Origin of the sequence: Mycobacterium sp. AZCC_0083, assembly GCF_014202335.1 — a bacterium.
In the GTDB taxonomy this organism is placed as follows: domain Bacteria; phylum Actinomycetota; class Actinomycetes; order Mycobacteriales; family Mycobacteriaceae; genus Mycobacterium.
Genome location: NZ_JACHGP010000018.1, coordinates 15009 through 33213 on the forward strand (window position 1 = coordinate 15009; position 18205 = coordinate 33213).

Annotated in this window: 16 protein-coding genes and 1 pseudogene; 8 read left to right on the plus strand and 9 right to left on the minus strand. The window is 66.1% G+C overall.

Annotated features, from left to right (window positions below; translation table 11 throughout):
* Positions 1-10 precede the first annotated feature (10 nt).
* Positions 11-166 carry a hypothetical protein gene (locus HNP02_RS33630; RefSeq protein WP_184445004.1) on the minus strand — a complete coding sequence of 52 codons (156 nt, stop codon included), beginning with the start codon at positions 164-166 and terminating at the stop codon, positions 11-13.
* A 66-nt stretch (positions 167-232) separates the two neighbouring features.
* Here HNP02_RS33630 and HNP02_RS44190 point away from each other — a divergent pair.
* The 6 genes and pseudogenes from HNP02_RS44190 to HNP02_RS33655 all read left to right on the plus strand — a co-directional run.
* Positions 233-454 (plus strand): annotated as a pseudogene (locus tag HNP02_RS44190) (acyl-CoA dehydrogenase family protein); the annotation flags it as partial.
* 204 nt (positions 455-658) lie between these two features.
* Positions 659-1450 (plus strand): DeoR/GlpR family DNA-binding transcription regulator, encoded by a 792-nt coding sequence (locus HNP02_RS33635; RefSeq protein ID WP_184445005.1) that lies wholly within the window; start codon positions 659-661, stop codon positions 1448-1450.
* Between the two features lie 99 nt (positions 1451-1549).
* On the plus strand, positions 1550-3064 hold the full coding sequence (locus tag HNP02_RS33640) for an amino acid permease (RefSeq protein WP_184445006.1): 1515 nt from the start codon (positions 1550-1552) through the stop codon (positions 3062-3064).
* Positions 3061-4488, plus strand: a complete 1428-nt coding sequence (locus HNP02_RS33645) for an FGGY family carbohydrate kinase (RefSeq protein ID WP_184445007.1) — start codon at positions 3061-3063, stop codon at positions 4486-4488. Before HNP02_RS33640 ends, HNP02_RS33645 begins: the two co-directional genes overlap by 4 nt.
* Positions 4485-5912: an NAD(P)/FAD-dependent oxidoreductase gene (locus tag HNP02_RS33650; protein ID WP_184445008.1), complete on the plus strand. Its 1428-nt coding sequence runs from the start codon at positions 4485-4487 to the stop codon at positions 5910-5912. The genes HNP02_RS33645 and HNP02_RS33650 overlap by 4 nt, the downstream gene beginning before the upstream one ends.
* A complete protein-coding gene (locus HNP02_RS33655) occupies positions 5909-7246 on the plus strand; it encodes an NAD(P)/FAD-dependent oxidoreductase (RefSeq protein WP_184445009.1) in 1338 nt (445 codons plus the stop codon). The genes HNP02_RS33650 and HNP02_RS33655 overlap by 4 nt, the downstream gene beginning before the upstream one ends.
* Here HNP02_RS33655 and HNP02_RS33660 read toward each other — a convergent pair.
* Together HNP02_RS33660 and HNP02_RS33665 are read right to left on the minus strand one after the other, a co-directional pair.
* Positions 7206-7517 (minus strand): hypothetical protein, encoded by a 312-nt coding sequence (locus HNP02_RS33660; RefSeq protein ID WP_184445010.1) that lies wholly within the window; start codon positions 7515-7517, stop codon positions 7206-7208. The two genes, HNP02_RS33655 and HNP02_RS33660, sit on opposite strands and share 41 nt — an antisense overlap.
* 173 nt (positions 7518-7690) lie before the next feature.
* Positions 7691-8020 (minus strand): hypothetical protein, encoded by a 330-nt coding sequence (locus HNP02_RS33665; RefSeq protein ID WP_184445123.1) that lies wholly within the window; start codon positions 8018-8020, stop codon positions 7691-7693.
* 162 nt (positions 8021-8182) lie between these two features.
* On the opposite strand from HNP02_RS33665, the gene HNP02_RS33670 reads away from it, so the two are divergent.
* Positions 8183-9817, plus strand: coding sequence for a fatty acid--CoA ligase (locus HNP02_RS33670; RefSeq protein WP_184445124.1), 1635 nt, complete (start codon positions 8183-8185; stop codon positions 9815-9817).
* Here HNP02_RS33670 and HNP02_RS33675 read toward each other — a convergent pair.
* From HNP02_RS33675 to HNP02_RS33685, 3 genes are all read right to left on the minus strand, one after another.
* The gene (locus HNP02_RS33675; RefSeq protein WP_184445011.1) at positions 9814-11004 is read right to left on the minus strand and encodes a lipid-transfer protein; all 1191 of its coding nucleotides are present in this window, start codon (positions 11002-11004) and stop codon (positions 9814-9816) included. The genes HNP02_RS33670 and HNP02_RS33675 overlap by 4 nt on opposite strands.
* Positions 11005-11082: 78 nt before the next feature.
* Positions 11083-12900: a serine/threonine-protein kinase gene (locus HNP02_RS33680; protein WP_184445012.1), complete on the minus strand. Its 1818-nt coding sequence runs from the start codon at positions 12898-12900 to the stop codon at positions 11083-11085.
* A gap of 57 nt (positions 12901-12957) precedes the next feature.
* Positions 12958-14139, minus strand: a complete 1182-nt coding sequence (locus tag HNP02_RS33685; protein ID WP_184445013.1) for a BTAD domain-containing putative transcriptional regulator — start codon at positions 14137-14139, stop codon at positions 12958-12960.
* A 90-nt stretch (positions 14140-14229) separates the two neighbouring features.
* On the opposite strand from HNP02_RS33685, the gene HNP02_RS33690 reads away from it, so the two are divergent.
* Positions 14230-15279, plus strand: a complete 1050-nt coding sequence (locus HNP02_RS33690; RefSeq protein ID WP_184445014.1) for a dihydrodipicolinate reductase — start codon at positions 14230-14232, stop codon at positions 15277-15279.
* Between the two features lie 21 nt (positions 15280-15300).
* Here the strand turns inward: HNP02_RS33690 and HNP02_RS33695 are convergent, their stop codons facing one another.
* The 3 genes from HNP02_RS33695 to HNP02_RS33705 are packed head-to-tail and all read right to left on the minus strand — an operon-like array spanning position 15301 to position 18051.
* The gene (locus HNP02_RS33695; RefSeq protein ID WP_184445015.1) at positions 15301-16344 is read right to left on the minus strand and encodes a zinc-binding dehydrogenase; all 1044 of its coding nucleotides are present in this window, start codon (positions 16342-16344) and stop codon (positions 15301-15303) included.
* 9 nt (positions 16345-16353) lie between these two features.
* Positions 16354-17085 carry an HAD family acid phosphatase gene (locus HNP02_RS33700; RefSeq protein ID WP_184445016.1) on the minus strand — a complete coding sequence of 244 codons (732 nt, stop codon included), beginning with the start codon at positions 17083-17085 and terminating at the stop codon, positions 16354-16356.
* Positions 17086-17094: 9 nt separating this feature from the next.
* Positions 17095-18051, minus strand: a complete 957-nt coding sequence (locus tag HNP02_RS33705; protein WP_184445017.1) for an esterase family protein — start codon at positions 18049-18051, stop codon at positions 17095-17097.
* Between the last annotated feature and the right edge of the window lie 154 nt (positions 18052-18205).

The following is an 18205-nucleotide window of genomic DNA, read 5'->3' on the forward strand; positions in this document are numbered from 1 at the left end:
GTGGTTCGGATCACTTGGTGGGTGTGACGCTCTCGGAGCCGGCACAGTGGGCGTCCATCGCCTCGTTCTGGCGGTAATCTCCCGTCAGGCACGCGCACCACACCTCCCAAGGGACATGGTGGTCGACCTCGGCGCTGCGGCCCGGCTGTGCGGTCGCGACGGTCATGGGGATCACTGATCCCAACGTCCCGGTCGGCCGCCACCAGGGCCTCGTCCTGGTCCGCGACTGGAACGCCGGGCTTGGCGGATGAACCGGGACGAAACAAGGAAGCGCGTCATGACATCGCCGCGGCGAAGGTCAAGGTCCCCGTGACGGTGAAGAAGGTCGTCGGCGGTGCCATTCAGGTGCACGCTGCGGCGGGCCTGTCCCAGGACACGGCGCTCTACGCGCAGGCGAGTTCCTCCAGATCGCCGACGGCTCAGGCGCGAGATACACCTGCGTTCGATCGCCCGGCGCCGCACCTCGTCCGGAAAACTCGCGGACTTCGACGACCAACGGGCGCTAAAAGCTGCTGTTTACGAAACTGACCGGGTGAGAGCGCGTCTGTCTCTGGCGCCGGACGTGGCGGCTGCCGCAATTGAGGGTTGACGTGAGGTGGGCAACAGTCCACACTTATGGTCATGGACGGGCACACATCCACACATACGGTCGGCCGACGTGCTGCCCGTTGATCGGCACGAGGCGATTGTCGAAGCCGTCGTCAGTGCCGGACAGGCGGTCAGTACTGACGAACTGGTTCGTCGGCTGGGCGTATCGGCGGAGACAGTGCGGCGTGATCTAACGCTGCTGGAGGAAAAAGGTGTGATCCGTCGGGTGTATGGCGGAGCAACTCCGGCGTCTGACCGCCGCGTCATCGAACCGTCCTACACAGAGCGCTCGACGATCCAGCACGCGGCCAAGGCGGATCTAGCGAGAGTCGCGGTCGAGCAACTGACGAACGGCGACACGGTCGTCATCGACATCGGTACCACCGCCATCGCCGTAGCTCAAGCGATCCCCCGGGCGTTCACCGGGACCATCGTCACACCGTCGCTGCCGGTCGCCGCGGAGTTGGCCGGCCGATCCGGAATTGAAGTCCTGCTAGCCGGAGGGCGCGTGCGGGGTGGTGATCTGGCCTGCTCGAATGCGCACACCAAAGCGTTCTTCGCCGACATCTACGCGGATGTCGCGCTATTGGGTTCGGGCGGTGTTGACGCTAGGGCCGGACTCACCGACTTTCACCTCGATGAGGTGGACGTTCGTCGCACCATCATCGCCAACAGTGCGCGCAACTACATCTTGGCCGACTCGTCGAAAATCGGTGTGGTGGCGCCCTATCGGGTGTGCGGACTCATCGCAGTCGATGGCCTCATCACCGACCAGAACACCGACCCGGACATTGCAGCCATCTTCGACGAGACGGGGGGTGTCGTGTTGTCAGCGCGACCTATCGCGAACGCCAGCGCCTGAACTCCGCCGGACATATGGGTGCGGGCGGCGTTGCAGCGCCGCCCGCGAGACCGAACTTCTTCCCCGAAACAGTCATTTCCAGTCAGAAAGCTCGATCCAATGACACATTCTTCCACACCGCCCGACGCGTCCTCCGTGGCCGCGTTCGGATACACCGAGACCCTTGAACGCACGACCGGCCGGTTTGCGTCCTTTGCGGTGGCCTTCGCATTCGTCTCCATCGCCACCGGGATCTTCACCACCTATGGCAGCGTGCTGAAGAGTTCCGGCCCAGTGGGGATCTGGACCTGGCCGATCGTGGTCATAGGCCAACTCGCCGTCGCGCTGCTGCTCGGGTCGCTCGCGGCCAGGATTCCCGTCACCGGCTACGCCTACCAATGGGTATCGAGGCTGGCCAACCCCGTCCTCGGATGGATAACGGGCTGGATTTCCTTCACCTTCCTAGCCATCGTCGTCGTGGCTGTCGACTACACCGTCGCCTCCACGGTCGTGCCTGCACTGTTCGACTTCACCGGCACCGCTGCCAGCGCGTTCCTCATCACCGCCGTGGTGCTGCTACTGCAAGCGTTGCTGGTAGCGGTGTCCACCAAGTGGACGGAACGGGTGAACAACTTCGCGGTCACCGCCGAACTCATCGGAATGGTCGCGCTGGTCGTCCTGCTGTTCATCGTCGGAGTGGCCGCCCACAAGCTGTCCGTAGGCAACCTGTTCTCCCACGGCGACATTCCTGCCGACGGCTACTGGAGCTTCGGCACAGCTACCTCCGCCGGCCCGTGGATGCTCGGGTTCCTACTCGGCGCCTTCACCATCGTCGGATTCGAATCCGCAGCCAACCTCGCCGAGGAGACGATGCGGCCGGAAGTCGTGGTGCCGCGCGCGATGTGGCAGGCCGTGCTGGCCTCGGGCGTGTTGGGCTTCCTCTTCCTGCTGGTGGTGACTGCCGCGGTCAGCGACCCCACCACCTTGGCCCAGTCGGGCACCCCGATCGCCGACGTCATCCGCGACATCCTCGGATCGTTCGTCGGCACCGCGTTGCTCATCCTCGTGGCGATCGCCATCTTCGCCTGCGGCCTGGTCATCCTGATGAGTGGCGTGCGGCTGATCTGGGCGATGTCGCGTGACGAGCGCTTCCCGGGCTGGCAGCTGCTGCGCCAGGTGTCACCGCGGTTCAAGACCCCGCTGAACGCGACCGTCGCCTTCACTGCCATCTCGGCGGTCATTCTCGGGTTGTTTTCCACCAGCACCGACGCGCTGTTCAAACTGTTTTCGGCGGCGACGTTGCTACCAGTGATCATTTACGCCATCGTCGTCGTGCTCTACATCGTCAGCCGCCGCCGGTTGCCCGCTAGCGCCGGATTTTCACTGGGCCGCTGGGAGGTACCGATCCTCGTAGTGGCGGTGATCTGGCTGGGGTTCGCACTGGCGCTGTTCCGCGACGCCTCCTTCAAAGACCCGTGGATCTACGTGCTCATCATGGTGGCGATCGGCGCCGTGTACCTCACCTACCTGTTGGCCACCCGGGGTCGGCAGGGGCTGAAGATGCCTGAAATGGGCTCGATCGATGCCGAACTCGACCAGGTTGTCGACGGTGACGTGAGGGACGTGGCGCCGTGACTGTGTTGGCCATCGACCAGGGCACCTCGGGCACCAAGGCCATCGTCGTCGACCCTGAGGAGGGGGTCGTCGGGCTGGCCGAAGTGCAGGTGCGCCCTCGATACCTCAACGGCGGCGGCGTCGAGCAGGACCCCGGCGAACTGCTGGAGTCCGTGCTCGGCGCCGGCCGCGCCGCGGTCGCTCAGGCGGGACGTCCCATCGACGCAGTGTCGCTGGCCAACCAGGGGGAGACCGTTTTGGCGTGGGACCCCATCACGGGCCGGGCGCTCACTCAAGCGATCGTTTGGCAGGACCGCCGTGCGGAGGACCTGTGCGCGGCGCTCGCCGAGCACGGCGACATGCTCGCGGCGCGCACCGGCCTGGTGCTCGACCCGTACTTCTCGGCACCGAAGATGGCGTGGCTACGCCGCAACGTCGAAACCGGGGGCGTCGTCACGACGTCGGACACCTGGCTGCTGCATCGACTCACCGGCGCCTTCGTCACCGACGCCACCACCGCCAGCCGCTCGCTGGTCATGGAACTCGGCGCCCGTGGCTGGAGTCACGAATTGCTCGCCGTGTTTGGGCTCGAAGGGGAACGACTTCCAGACATCGTGGGCAATGACGAAATGATCGGGACTACAACCGAATTCGGCGGTGACATACCTGTCGGGGGAGTAATCGTCGACCAACAGGCCGCACTGCTGGCCGAAGCGTGCCTCGATCCAGGCATGGCGAAGTGCACCTTCGGCACTGGCGCCTTCCTGCTTGCGAACACCGGCGCAACCGGAGTTCGCTCGTCGGCGGGCTTGACGTCGTCGGTAGCGTGGCGGATCGCCGGGGACGACACCTTCTGCGTCGACGGGCAGGTCTACACCGCAGCATCGGCGGTGCGCTGGCTATCCTCGCTCGGACTCATCGCCGGAGCTGAAGAGATGGACGGTGCGGCGGCCCAGGATAATGACGGTGTCTTGTGCGTTCCCGCCCTTGCCGGACTCGCGGCCCCTTGGTGGAAATCCCAAGCCACAGCGGCGATTTCCGGCATGACGTTGTCCACGGGGCGGGGGCACATCGTGCTCGCCGTGCTGCAGGGCATCGCAGCACAGATTGCCGAACTCGTCGCCGCCATCAACGCCGACGCTCCATCGCGGCTGAGTCGGCTGCGTGCCGACGGCGGACTCACCCAATCCAAGGTCCTGATGCAGGCCTGCGCCGATATCTTGCAGGTGCCTGTCGACGTCTATCCGTCGGCACACGCCACCGCGCTCGGAGGGGCCGCGCTCGCGCAGCTCAGCCTGCAACCGCAGCAGTCCCTGCGCGACGTCGTCAGTGACTGGACGCCGTCGGCCAGTTATGAGCCCACTTGGACGACGGACCGCACCGACGAATTCCGTTCCACATGGCGGGGACTCGCCGCGACCACCTACTCTCAGGAAGCCAAATGAGCATTCCTTCTGACTACGACGTCGTAGTCATCGGCGCCGGCATCGTCGGGTCGGCGATCGCCCGTGAATTATCGGGTCACCAACTCACGGTGGCGCTCGTCGAGGCACGCGACGATGTCGGCGATGGCACGAGCAAGGCCAATACCGCCATTCTGCACACCGGTTTTGACGCCAAACCCGGCACTCTGGAGTCCGCAATGGTCAGCCGCGGATACCATCTGCTCTCCGAGTACGCGAGACACACGGGCATCCCGATCGAGAACACCGGTGCGATCCTGGTGGCCTGGGACGAAGAGCAGCTCAACGCCTTGCCCTCGTTGCGAGACAAGGCTGAAGCGAACGGCTACCGGCACTGCGAACTGATCGATGCAGATTCCGTCTATGCACAGCTGCCTACTCTCGGCCCCGGCGCACTGGGTGGTCTTACCGTGCCCGACGAATCGATCATCTGCACCTGGACGGTCAATCTCGCCTTGGCTACCGACGCAGTCAACCGCGGTGTCACGCTGCTGACCGACCATCGCGTGGAGGCAGTCGACGTGGACGCTGGGACTACGACGCTGCACACCCACCGAGGCCCCGTAAGGGCCCGCTGGGTGGTCAACGCGGCAGGCCTGGGTGCCGATCTCATCGATGCACTGTTTGGCTTCTCGCGGTTTACCGTCACCCCGCGGCGCGGACAACTGATCGTGTACGACAAGCTCGCCCGACCCCTCGTGGACAAGATCGTGCTCCCGGTACCGACCGCGCGCGGTAAAGGTGTCCTGATAAGCCCGACGATCTACGGCAACGTCATGCTCGGCCCGACCTCTGAGGATCTTCAGGACCGCACTGCGACCGGGACCTCTGAAGATGGGTTCGCCTTCCTGCTCGACAAGGGCCGCGGGCTCATGCCGCGTCTGCTCGATGAGGAGGTCACAGCGACATATTCCGGCCTGCGTGCCGCGATCGATCATGGTGACTATCTCATCGAGGCCGACCCGCAGCTGCGCTATCTGCTCGTTGGCGGAATCCGGTCCACCGGTCTGACGGCCGGTATGGCCATCGCAGAACACGTTCGCGAACAACTGATCTCAGCAGGATTGACTCTGACGCCGCGAGAACATCTGCCGGTGCCTCCCGTGATGCCCAACCTCGGCGAAGCGTTTGCCCGCCCATACCAACAGGCCGACAAGATCGAGCAGGACCCGGCCTACGGTCGCATCGTGTGTTTTTGCGAGCGTGTCACCGAAGGTGAGCTACGCGATGCCTGCCACTCGGTCATTGCGCCGACAGCGCTGGAAGGCCTGCGGCGCCGCACCCGCGTCATGAACGGCCGCTGCCAAGCCTTCTTCTGCGGTGCTGAAGTGCAGTCGCTGTTCGAACGAGAGAGCCGTGGTAAGCAGCCCACGCCGACAGCCACTTCTGAGGAGAGGCAACCATGACCGTCACTCGCACGGTAGATGTCGCGATCATCGGCGGCGGCCCCGCCGGACTGACCGCCGCAGCGGAACTGGCACACCACTCGGGACTCGATGTCGTTGTCCTCGAACGGGAAAGCCAAGCCGGAGGAATCCCACGGCACAGCGACCACCCTGGCTACGGCATCCGTGACATGAAGACGTTCATCAGCGGTCCGGCGTACGCCCGGCGCCTAGTCGCATCTGCAACCGCCGCGGGTGCCACAATTCGGACCGAAACCATGGTCACGGGTTGGGCGGATCGGATGACGCTGGACGTCACCTCGCCTGGTGGTCGCGAGCAGGTTCGGGCTCGCGCCATCGTCCTGGCGACCGGAGCGCGTGAACGACCCCGAACGGCCCGCATGATCCCTGGTGACCGTGCAGCGGGCATTTACACCACAGGGCAATTACAGAACGTCGTGCACATCAAACACGGCAAAGTGGGGCAGCGTGCCGTCGTCGTGGGCGCTGAATTGGTCAGCTACTCGGCTGTTCTCACGCTCAAGCACGCTGGCTGCCAGACGGCGCTAATGATAACGAAGTACCCGTCACCCGAGTCGTACGCGCTGTTCAATCTGGCAGGGAAGACACCGATGCTCGGCGCCGCGATAGCCACGCGCACGCGTCTCACCCGGATCATCGGCAAGCCCGTAATCCAAGCCGTTGAGGTCGAGGACTTGGATTCCGGCACCCGCCGCGTGATCGACTGCGACACTGTCGTTCTCACAGGCGACTGGATTCCCGACCACGAACTCGCACGCGCGGCGGGGCTTGAAATCGACTCCGGGACATTGGGTCCGGTAGTCGACACCGCACTACGGACCAGCCAACCCGGTGTGTTCGCAATCGGCAACCTACTGCATCCGGTCGACACTGCCGACATCGCCGCCATCGATGGCCGCCACGTCGCCGACCACGTCCGCGCGTACCTCGACGGCGGCAGACCATCGACCGAGGGTGTACGCATCCAGGTCGATGCCCCGCTGCGCTGGGTCGCCCCCAACCTCCTACGGCCCGGTGACCCCATGCCGGCGCGTCACCGCCTATTGCTGTGGACCGAAACCCTCGTACGCGTACCCACCGTGGTCGCCACTCAGAGCGGAAAAGTCATCGGCCGCAAGACATTGCCATGGCCTGCATCTCCCGGACGCGTGTTTCGAGTGCCGTCGAGCGTCCTGCGCAACGTCGATGCCAGCAGAGGGTCGGTGACGCTGTCGGTAGAACATGCCCGAGGTAGGCGGCGCATGAGCCGCTCGTTGGCCTACTCGGACTTGCTCAGGGTGAGCAGTTCAGCGACACCGAGATCGTCTGACTGACGGTCTGCGGGACCAGGATGCTGCGGTCGTCGCCGCGTCCCGGGCCGATGTAGGGCACCAGCTGCGACACACTCTGGGGGTTGCGCACGCTGGTGACCGTGCACTGGTCGATCGGTGCGGTGCCGATCTTGTCGATGGTGACCGTGTAGCCCTGGGACTGCAGCCGATTGATCGTCTCCTGCGCGGTCTCGGCCGAGGCGAGTCCCGCCGGTGCTGCGACGGCTCCACACACGCCAGCGATCGCCGCGGCCCATGCCAACTTCGTACGCATGATCGCGCCTTCCTGTCGTGTCCCCGTCAATCATCCACTACTTGCATCGACAAGTGTGCGCGATGGCTTCCCCGGTACATCCCCCGTCGCTTCGCTCGCCCCCGGGAAACATCCCCCGTCGCTTCGCTCGCCCCCGGGAAACATCCCCCGTCGCTTCGCTCGCCCCCGGTGGGTCAGCGGCTGCAATCCAGCGACACGGAGATGGATCTGCTCGACACGACCTGGACGTAGTCGTAGTCGCGATGGCCCTGGCTGTCCTTGCCCCGGTAGACGCGGATGGTGCGGTACTGGGTCTGCGGATTGCGCACGCTGGTGACCACGCACTGGTCGATCGTGCCGCTGCCGACGCGGTCGACGTTCACTTGATAACCCTCGGCTTCGAGGAGGCCGATGGTCTCCTGGGCGCTCTGCTCGGCGCTGGCGATTCCGGCGGGCGCGACGAACACGGCGCACACGGCTGCGACCGAAGTGACGAAAGTGGCGAAAGTCAACGATGGACGCATGGCGCGCCCCCTATCTGTCATGGGAATGCCTCACCCACTACATCGCCGCTGGTGGCCGATTCGTTGCAGGGCTGCGGCTCTGGCGGATTCGCCGACATCGCCATCAGCCCGCACTACCATCGCGCCCAACGACAGCACAACGCGAAGCAGAGGCGAATCGACATGCGCAGCACGATGCAGGACGTCCCGTTGACCGTCACTACGATCCTGCGCCACGCCTGTCGCGTGAACGGTGACCGCACCGTCACCACCGCGATGGGCGACGGTCGCTACCGCACGATCACCTACCGCGAACTAGGTGAGCAGGTGGGCCGGCTGGCCAACGCGCTGCGTGGGCTCGGCATCACCGGCGACGAGCGGGTAGCCACGTTCATGTGGAACAACGCCGAACACCTTGCCGCCTATTTGGCCGCGCCGTCGATGGGAGCGGTGCTGCACACGCTCAACATCCGGCTCTCGCCCGAACAGATCGCCTACATCGCCAACGAGGCCGAGGACACGGTGATCATCGCCGATCTGTCGTTGATCGCCCAACTAGCCCCGGTGCTGCCGCTACTCGACACGGTGCATACCGTGATCGCCGTCGGCGAAGGCGATCTCGCGCCACTGACCGCGTCCGGCAAGACGGTGCTGCGCTACGACGAGTTGCTGTCCGGTCAATCCCCGAAGTTCGACTGGCCCGTCCTCGACGAAACCTCCGCGGCCGCCATGTGTTACACCAGCGGCACCACCGGGAATCCGAAAGGGGTTGTCTACAGTCACCGTTCGAGCTATTTGCACTCGATGATGGTGTGCACCGCCAACGGAATGGGCCTCGGCTTCAGCGATTCCGCGCTGCCGATCGTACCGATGTTCCACGCCAACGCATGGGGGCTGCCGTATGCCGCGATGATGGCGGGTGCCGACCTGGTGCTGCCGGACCGGTACATGGACGCCCCTTCGTTGATCGACCTGATCGCGACGCGGCGCCCGACCGTCTCGTGTGCGGTGCCGACGATCTGGAACGACGTGATCCACTGCCTGGCCAAGGCGCCCGGGCGCGACATCTCGTCCCTACGCCTGGTCACCTGCGGTGGTTCGGCCGTGCCGCTGTCGATGATGAAGACGTTCGAGCAAGACCACGGCGTGCAGATCATCCAGGGCTGGGGGATGACCGAGACGTCGCCGCTGGCCACCCTGGCCTGGCCGCCGGCCGGGACGTCGGGGGACGAACACTGGGCGTTGCGGGCCACGCAGGGCAAGGTCGTGTGCGGTGTCGAGGTGCGCATCGTCGACGAAGACGACAATCCGTTGCCGCACGACGGCAAGGCGGTCGGCGAAATCGAGGTGCGCGGCCCGTGGATCACCGGTGCCTACTACCGCGGGCACGACCAGTCGAAGTTCGACAAGGGCTGGCTGCGCACGGGCGACGTCGGCCGGGTGGACCCGCTCGGATACGTGACGCTGACCGACCGTGCGAAGGACGTCATCAAATCTGGTGGTGAATGGATTTCATCGGTGGAACTGGAGAACCACCTGATCGCCCACCCGGCAGTCCTGGAAGTCGCCGTCGTTGCGGTGCCCGACGAACGATGGCAGGAACGTCCGCTGGCCGCCGTCGTCCTGGAGCAGGGCGCCCAAGTCACTCCGCAAGAGCTGCGGGAGTTCCTGGCGGACAAGGTGGTTCGCTGGTGGCTACCCGAACGCTGGACGTTCGTCGATCAGGTACCACGGACCAGCGTCGGCAAGTACGACAAGAAGACCATCCGCGCGCGGCACGCCGACGGCGCCTACGAGGTGATCGAGTCCCGCGACTAGCGTTCGGCGCGCTGGTAGGCCGTCACGACGGCCGCGCCGCCGAGGCCGATGTTGTGCTGCAGCGCGGCGGTGACGCCGTCGACCTGACGCTTGTCCGCGGTGCCGCGTAGCTGCCAGGTCAGCTCGGCGCACTGCGCCAGCCCCGTCGCGCCCAGCGGGTGGCCCTTGGAGATCAGACCGCCCGACGGATTGACCACCCAGCGACCGCCGTACGTGGTGTCGCCGTCGTCGATCAGCTTGGGCGCCTCGCCCTCGCCGCACAGGCCAAGCGCTTCGTACAGAAGGAGCTCGTTGGCCGAGAAGCAGTCGTGCAGCTCGATGACCTGGAAGTCCGCGGGGCCGAGTCCCGACTGGTCGTAAACCTGTTGGGCGGCTTGCACGTTCATGTCGTAGCCGATGATGTTGGCGGCGCTGCCGTCGAAGGTGCTTGCGAAGTCGGTGGTCATCGCCTGCCCGACGATCTCGACGGCCTGACTGGCCAGCCCGTGGTCGTCGACGAACTTCTCGCTGACCACGATCGCCGCACCAGAGCCGTCCGACGTCGGCGAGCACTGCAGCTTGGTCAGCGGATCGGAGATCATCCTGGCGCCAAGGATGTCCTCAAGCGAGTACTCCTCCTGGAACTGGGCGTACGGGTTGTTCACCGAGTGCTTGTGGTTCTTGTAGCCGATCTTCGCAAAATGCTCAGCAGTGCTTCCAAATTTCTTCATGTGCTCGCGGCCCGCAGCCCCAAACATCCACGGCGCCACCGGAAACGCGAACTCGTCGATCTCTGCCAGCGCCTTGACGTGCTTGCCAAGCGGGCTCTCGCGGTCCTCGGCGCCACCGCCCAGTGAGCCCGGCTGCATCTTCTCGAAGCCCAACGCAATCACGCAGTCGGCAAGCCCGCCCCGAATCGACTGCGCGGCAAGGTACAGCGCCGTGGATCCGGTCGAGCAGTTGTTGTTGACGTTGACGATCGGGATGCCCGTCATGCCGAGCTCGTAGAGCGCCCGCTGGCCCGAGGTCGAGTCGCCTGAGCAGTACCCGACGTAGCCCTGCTGCACGGCGCCGTACTCGATGCCCGCATCCTCCAACGCCTTGGTACCGGACTCCTTGGCCATCTGCGGGTAGTCCCACCCCTCGCGGCGACCCGGCTTCTCGAACTTGGTCATCCCGACGCCGACGACGAAAACCTTATTGGGCATTGGCTGGTGGTCCCTTCGCTACGCTGCGGTTTCCTCGAACATAGCGCGCGCCTGACACCCGTCAACAACGGGACCCGATCAGCTGTAGTTCAACCACCAGTCGTGCAAGCCGGCCATGTCGGTGCTCTGCACGTCGGCCAGCATGAGCTCGTCGTACTGCGTCCACAGGACGTCGGCATTGCCCTGGTAGGTGCCGCACGCCACCTGGCCAGCGACCTCGTCGGGTTTGGCCTTGAAGTTCCAGTCGATCGGCGAATCGGCGTCCGCACCCGGGCAGCGCAGCACCTCCTCGTTCTCCTGCATCGACTCGTTGAAGTGCAGGGTCAACTGGTCCTTGTCGGCGAAGATCGAGTATCGCGCCGCCTCCGGACCTCCTGGCTGGACGGACTTCTTACAGTCGATGGTCGCCAGCGCTCCCGGCGAGGGCGGGCTGGCCGCCTCGCACACGCTGGTCGGATAGCCGTCCGGGATGAGCGCCATCAGCTTGGCCTGGAACGAGCCCGGGTCCTCCGTCGGCGTTGGCTCGGTGGTGGTCCTCGTCCGCGTGGTCGTCGAGCGCTCTGGGGTCTTCGAGGTGGACGCGGTGGGCATCGTCGGACCCGCCTTCTTGTCGTCGGACTTGACGAGGAAGAAGACGACGATCGCGGCAAGGGTAAGCACGAGAACGCCGACGAGTGCGCCGATCGCGATCAACGGCCCCTTGCTGCCACCCTTCGGCTTCTGGCCTGGCGGAGTCCCGCCGGGCGGCGGGGGCGGGGGCCACGAAGAAACGCCAGGGGGACCGGTCGGCGGCGCGGGAGGCGCGGTGAACCCGTACTGCTGGGGCGGCGGTGGGGTCGCCGCGAACGATGCCGGGGTGGCGCCATACGGAATCGGTGGCGGGTAACCCGGCGTCGGGGTCGCGCCGAACGGCGGCGGCGGTGGCATCCCAGGAGGCGGGGTGGCACCAAACGGCGGTGGGGTGGGCGGGTGCGCGGCCATGGTGGCCGCCGAGCCCATCGCCATCCCCGGCATCGTGGCCGCCGCGCCGCGCTGCAGGATGGTCTCGGCCTGATCCTGGTCGCGGGCGGTCAACGCATCGGTGGCCGACATCGCCAGATCGCCTGCGGAGGCGAAGCGATCGTCGGGCTTCTTGGCCATGCCCCTGGCGACCACCTGGTCGAAGGCGGCGGGGATACCGGGACGCTCGACGCTCGGGCGCGGGATGTCATTCATCAGATGTGCGGTGATGACCATGCTGACGCTGTCGCCGACGAAGGGCTGCGACCCCGTCAGGCACTCGTGCAGCACGCACGCGAGCGCGTAGATGTCGGCGCGGTAGGTGACCTCGCCGGCGGTGAACCGCTCCGGCGCCATGTAGGCGTAGGTGCCCACCGCCGTGCCCAGCTCGGTCAGCTTCTCGTCACTGGCCGCGTTGGCGATGCCGAAGTCCACCAGATACGCGAAGTCGTCGCGATTGACCAGGACGTTCTCGGGTTTGACGTCGCGGTGCATGACGCCGCCCTCGTGCGCCGCGTCCAGAGCGGACGCGATCTGGCGCACGATGGCCACCGCCCGCGCCGGCGTCATCGGCCCGAAGTTCTTCAGGATCTTGCGCAGGTCGGAGCCGTTGATCATGCGCATGTCGACGTACAGCACGCCGTCGATCTCGCCGTAATCGTGGATCGGCACGACGTGCGGCTCCTGTAGACGTCCGGCCGAATGCGCTTCGCGTTGCAGCCGTTTGCGGAACACCGGGTCGTGGGACATGCTTTCTGGCAGCAGCTTCAACGCGACGACGCGGTCCTTGACGGTGTCCTCGGCCTCGTAGACCTCGCCCATCCCGCCCTTGCCGATCAGCCGCAGCAGACGGTAAGGCCCGAACTGGGTGCCCTCCCGCGACGTCGGCCCGCTCATGTGCCGTCTCCTCGAACCACCACGCGTTTCCCCCCTGGGTGTCGTGCCAGCTAAACCCTAATGCGTAGCGGTGGGCATGACGTCGGAACCACCCGGCGGCGACGGGGGCTGGCCGATCTCGAAGACGAATTCGTGGTCGCAGATGCGGACGCGATCCCCGTGCTCGAGGGTCGCGGTGCCGCGTATCCGCTGGCCACCGACGTCCACCCCGTTCGCCGAACGCAGGTCGGTGATCACATAGCTGGTGCCGGTGTCGATGATGACGGCGTGGTAGCGGCTGACGCTGGCGTCGTCGAGGACGACGTCGTTGTCGGACAGCCGCCCGATTCGGGTCGCCGCCGCGACCAGCGGATGAATGCTTCCCCTGGCGGGCCCCTCGATGGCGCGCAGACTGGCCGTCGCGGTTTGGGTGCCGACTGCGGTGCGCAGGTCGATGCTGCTGCTCTTGTGCACGGCCGTGGTCTGGGCGGCCTTCCTGACGTTGAGCGGCTCCTGCCGAAGGATTCGCCCGTGCAGAGCCCGCACCGACGGTCCAGGATCGATGCCCAGGTCGTCGGCCAGGGTCGACTTGAGCCGCTGGTAGGCGTCCAGCGCATCGGACTGGCGCTCGGACAGGTAGTAAGCGGTGATCAGCTGTGTCCACAACGGCTCGCGGTACGGGTGTTCGGCGACCAGTCCCTCCAGCTCGCCGATGACGGAATAGCCGCGGTTGCACGCGATCTCGGCCTCCGCGCGGGCGGTGTATGCCACGACCTTGTCGTCGATGAGCGCGGTGGCGAAGGGGTCGACGAACTCGAAGTCGCGGAGGTCGTCGAGGACGGGACCGCGCCATTCGGCCAGGGCGCTCTGCAGGTGCCTGCTGGCCTGCTCGAACTGGCCCGCCGCGGCCGCCTGCACGCCCGCGGTCTTGTGTGCGACGAAACGGCCGATGTCGCACTGTGCGTCGGCGACCGACAGCCGGTAGCCAGGGGGTGCGCTGGCCAGGACCGACTTCGGGTCGAGCCCTGCGCCTGCCACCAACCGGCGAAGGTTGGAGACATACGAGTGCAGGCTGGCCTTGGGCTCCGGCGGCGGAAATTGCTCCCAGGCTGCGGTGACCAGTGAGTCGCTGCTCACCGGCCGGTTGCGGCTCATCACCAGCATTGCCAGCACGGCCCGTTGCTTGGGCGTGCCCAACGGCAGTGGTGCGCCGTCGACGCGCATCTGCAACGGCCCGAGAACGCCGAAGTCGAGATTCATCACCGCTGATTGTGCCGCCTGCGGTGGATGCGTGGTGTAGATCTGAATAGAACGTGTTCTAGTTTTGAACCCCTTGGAAGGGACTTCGACATGGTGTTGCGGGTCGTGCAGTGGGCTACGGGCGGGGTCGGCGTCGCCGCGATCAAGGGTGTGCTCGAGCACCCCGAGCTCGAGCTGGTCGGCTGTTGGGTGCACTCGGAAGCCAAGAGCGGCAAGGACGTCGGCGAGATCATCGGTGTCGACCCCCTCGGCGTCACCGCCACCAACGACGTCGGTGCGATCCTCGCGTTGGACGCCGACGCAGTGATCTACGCGCCACTGATGCCCAACCCCGACGAGGTGGCCGCGCTGTTGAAATCCGGCAAGAACGTCGTGACCCCCGTCGGGTGGTTCTACCCCGGCGAGAAGGAAGGCGCACCGCTCCGCGAGGCCGCCCTGGAAGGCGACGTCACGTTGCACGGCACCGGCATCGCACCCGGTGGCATCAGCGACAAGTTCCCGCTGATGATGTCGATCATGTCCACCGGCCTGACATTCGTTCGGGCCGAGGAGTTCTCCGACCTGCGCACCTACGAAGCACCCGACGTGCTGCGGTACGTGATGGGTTTCGGCGACACCCCGGAGAAGGCGCTGACCGGCCCGATGCAGAAGCTGCTCGACGGCGGCTTCATTCAGTCGGTGAAGATGATCGTCGACAAGGCGGGTTTCAACATCGACCCGAAGATCCGCGCGCGGCAGGAGATCGCGGTGGCGACCGCGCCGATCGACTCGCCGATGGGCGCCATCGAGCCGGGTCAGGTCGCGGCCAGGAAGTTCCATTGGGAGGCACTGGTCGGCGACGAGGTCGTCGTCCGGGTCACCGTGAACTGGTTCATGGGGGAGGAGAACCTCGATCCCGCATGGAATTTCGGTCCCGCGGGGCAGCGCTACGAGATCGAGGTGAAGGGCAATCCCGATATCACCGTGAGCTTCAAGGGCTTCCAATCCGAATTCGGTGACGAGCCACCCGAGTCCGGCATCGTCGCGACCGCGGCACACTGCGTGAACTCGGTCCCCGCGGTGTGCGCGGCCGAACCTGGCATCGTCACCTATCTGGACCTACCGCTCATCAGTGGCAAGGCGGCGCCGCACCTGCGCTAGGTCATTGCTCGGCCGATAACGCTATGGCTGGACGAGGATCCGGATCGGGTCGCCGTCGGCCTTGTCCAGCTTCTCGATGCCAGCCGCGACGTCCTCGAGGGGCACCACGGCGCTGATCGAGTGCGACAGGTCCAGACGTCCGAGGGATACCAGCTGCGCCAGTGTGCCGATGTCGGCGTTCTGGTAGCCGAGGTGGCCAAGCACCTGCCGCTTGAACAGGTTGAAGATCGAGGTCGGCCCGATCGTGGGGGCGTCGGCGCTCATCCCGACGCCGACCAGCCGGCCACCTACCGTCAGGCTGTTCAGCGCCTGCTCGAACGTCGACTTCAGCCCCACGGCGTCGAACGCGACGTCGAGGTTGCGGCCACCGGTGGCCTCGGCGATCTTGGTGGCCAGGTCGGGGTCGCGAGCGTCGAACGCGTAGTCGGCTCCGACGGCGAGGGCCCGGTCCAGAATGGCGGGCTTGATGTCGACGGCGACGATCGGCGCGGCGCCGACCAGGCGGGCCAACTGGATCATGTGGGTGCCGAGGCCGCCAACACCCCACACCCCGACGGACTCGCCGATCCCGACGTTGGCCGTCCGCACGACGGCGCCGTATGGGGTGGACACCGCGTCGGCCAAGATGGCGGCCTGCTCCAGCGGCACGTTGTCGGGAATCCTGGTGAGGCCGAAGGCTTGTGCCACGGTGTACTCCGCCCAGGCGCCGTCGTAGGCGAACGCCATCAACCGGATCCGCAGGCAGTTCGAGACGTCGCCGCGACGGCAGTTCACGCACTCAAGGCACGGCCGGCCTGCGGCGACCACCACCCGATCGCCCTCGGCCCATCCGGTCACCCCGGGTCCGAGCTTGGCGACGGTGCCCGACGCCTCGTGGCCCTGCGTCACCACCGGCAGCTGCGACGGGAACGTGCCATTGATCAGGCTCAGGTCGGAGTGACAGATCCCGCAGAACGCGACCTTGACCAGGACCTCGCCGGGACCGGGCTCCGGGATCGGAACGTCCTCCACCGCAATGGTCTTGGTATCGGCGTAGAACCGCTGCGCCCTCATCGTGTCGGCCATGACGCTCCTTTAGGGAATTCGATAGAACGGGTTGGGTAGCAGATAGGTCCGCTCGGCGAAACCTCCCTCGAGATCCGAGGGTTGATCACCGACGTTCGCGATGATGGTGTAGCCCTGTTCCTCGATGTCGGCCCGCTGCGGAGCCTTGAAATCCGCCGCCGAGGCGAAGTGCGCGCCAACGGGCTCCATGATCAGCCGGGTGTATCCCGTGTAGCCGACTTCTGCCAGGTTGCGCTCGGTGGCCGCACGCTGGGACTCGTCGCGGCCAGTGATGAAGAAGATGGCCGCGCCGCGGTCGCGGGCCGCAGTGAAGACGTCCATCGTCGGCTCGATGACGGATGACCGGGCGGTCAGGTCCCAGGCCCGCCAACCGCACGGCCCCCTTGGCAGGTCGATGCACGGCCCGTCGATGACCCGGCCGAAGTCGTTGGCCTCGATGACTTCCCAATTGGAGAGCGCGGTCTCGTCGATGTCGAACACCACCGCGGGTCGGTCTTCCCGCGGCGCCTCCTCGTCGACCCACGCGACCGCGGGTGCCGCAGCAATTTGGAGATCGGTCAGATAGGCGCCGCTGTCGTAGTACTGGGTGGCGTCGGTCTTGAGGTCGCCGATGTTGGCGGGCTGGACCGGTGTAGGGACGATCGGCGCGGGCGGCGCGGGTGGTTGCGCGCCGGCCGGCGCGGCGCCTGCGACGAGCAGGACCACGGCTGCGGCCGATGCGAGCGCGCGACGACCGGACATGCGACGACCCTACGTTTTGGCTCCGAGCGCCCGCTGCAGGTCCGGTTTCATCTGTTGCAACTGCGAGCCCCAGTACGCCCAATCGTGAGTGCCCGAGGGCGGGAAGTTGAACACGCCGTTGGTGCCGCCCGCGGCGACGTACTGGTCGCGGAACGCCGTGTTGCTCTGCAGCGTCGAGGTTTCCAGGAAGCCGCTGCCCTTGGCGCCGAGATCACCTGGCGTGCCGTCACCGCAGTACACCCAGATGCGGGTCCCGTTCGCGACCAGTAGGGGGATCTGCAGCGTCGGGTCGTTGCGCGCCCATGCGGGGTCGCTCGACGGGCCCCACATGTCCGAGGACTTGAAGCCGCCCCCGTCGTTCATCGCGATGCCGACCAACCGCGGCCACCAGCCCTGCGACAGATTCACGAACCCCGAGAGCGAGCCCGCGTAGATGAACCGGTCGGGGTGATACGCCCCGTAGATCAGGGCGGGCGCGCCACCCATCGACAGGCCGACCACCGCGTTGCCGCTCTGCGAGACGTTCTTGTTCTCCGCCAGCCACGCGGGCAGTTCCGCGGTGAGGAAGGTTTCCCACTTGTAGGTCTGGGTGGTGCCGTTGCCGACGGCGGGTTGATACCAGTCGGTGTAGAAACTCGACTCGCCGCCGACCGGCATCACCAACGACAGTCCCGATTGGTAGTACCACTCGAACGCCGCGGTGTTGATGTCCCAGCCGTTGAAGTCGTCCTGCGCCCGCAGGCCGTCGAGCAGGTAGACCGCGTGCTTGCCGCCGCCCTGAAACTCGACCTTGATGTCGCGTCCCATCGCCGCCGAGGGCACCTGCAGGTACTCGATCGGCAAGCCCTCGCGGGAGAACGCCGACGCTGACGCCGCACCGCCAAGGAACCCGATCACCGTGGGCAGCAGCACCGCGATCGCGGTTGCTCCCAGCGTCCTGCGCAACACGTCGGCGAGCTTCGGCACACCATCCTCCTGATCGACCCGGGCGTTCGACGACGGAAGCGTTTGCTATGGCGGCCCAAACCGCTTCTGGGCATGCAGAATTCACGCGCCGCCGCTGCAGAGCCTAGGAGAAACTTCGTTCATTAGCCAGTCGAAGTTTCTGTGGTTTGCCTCA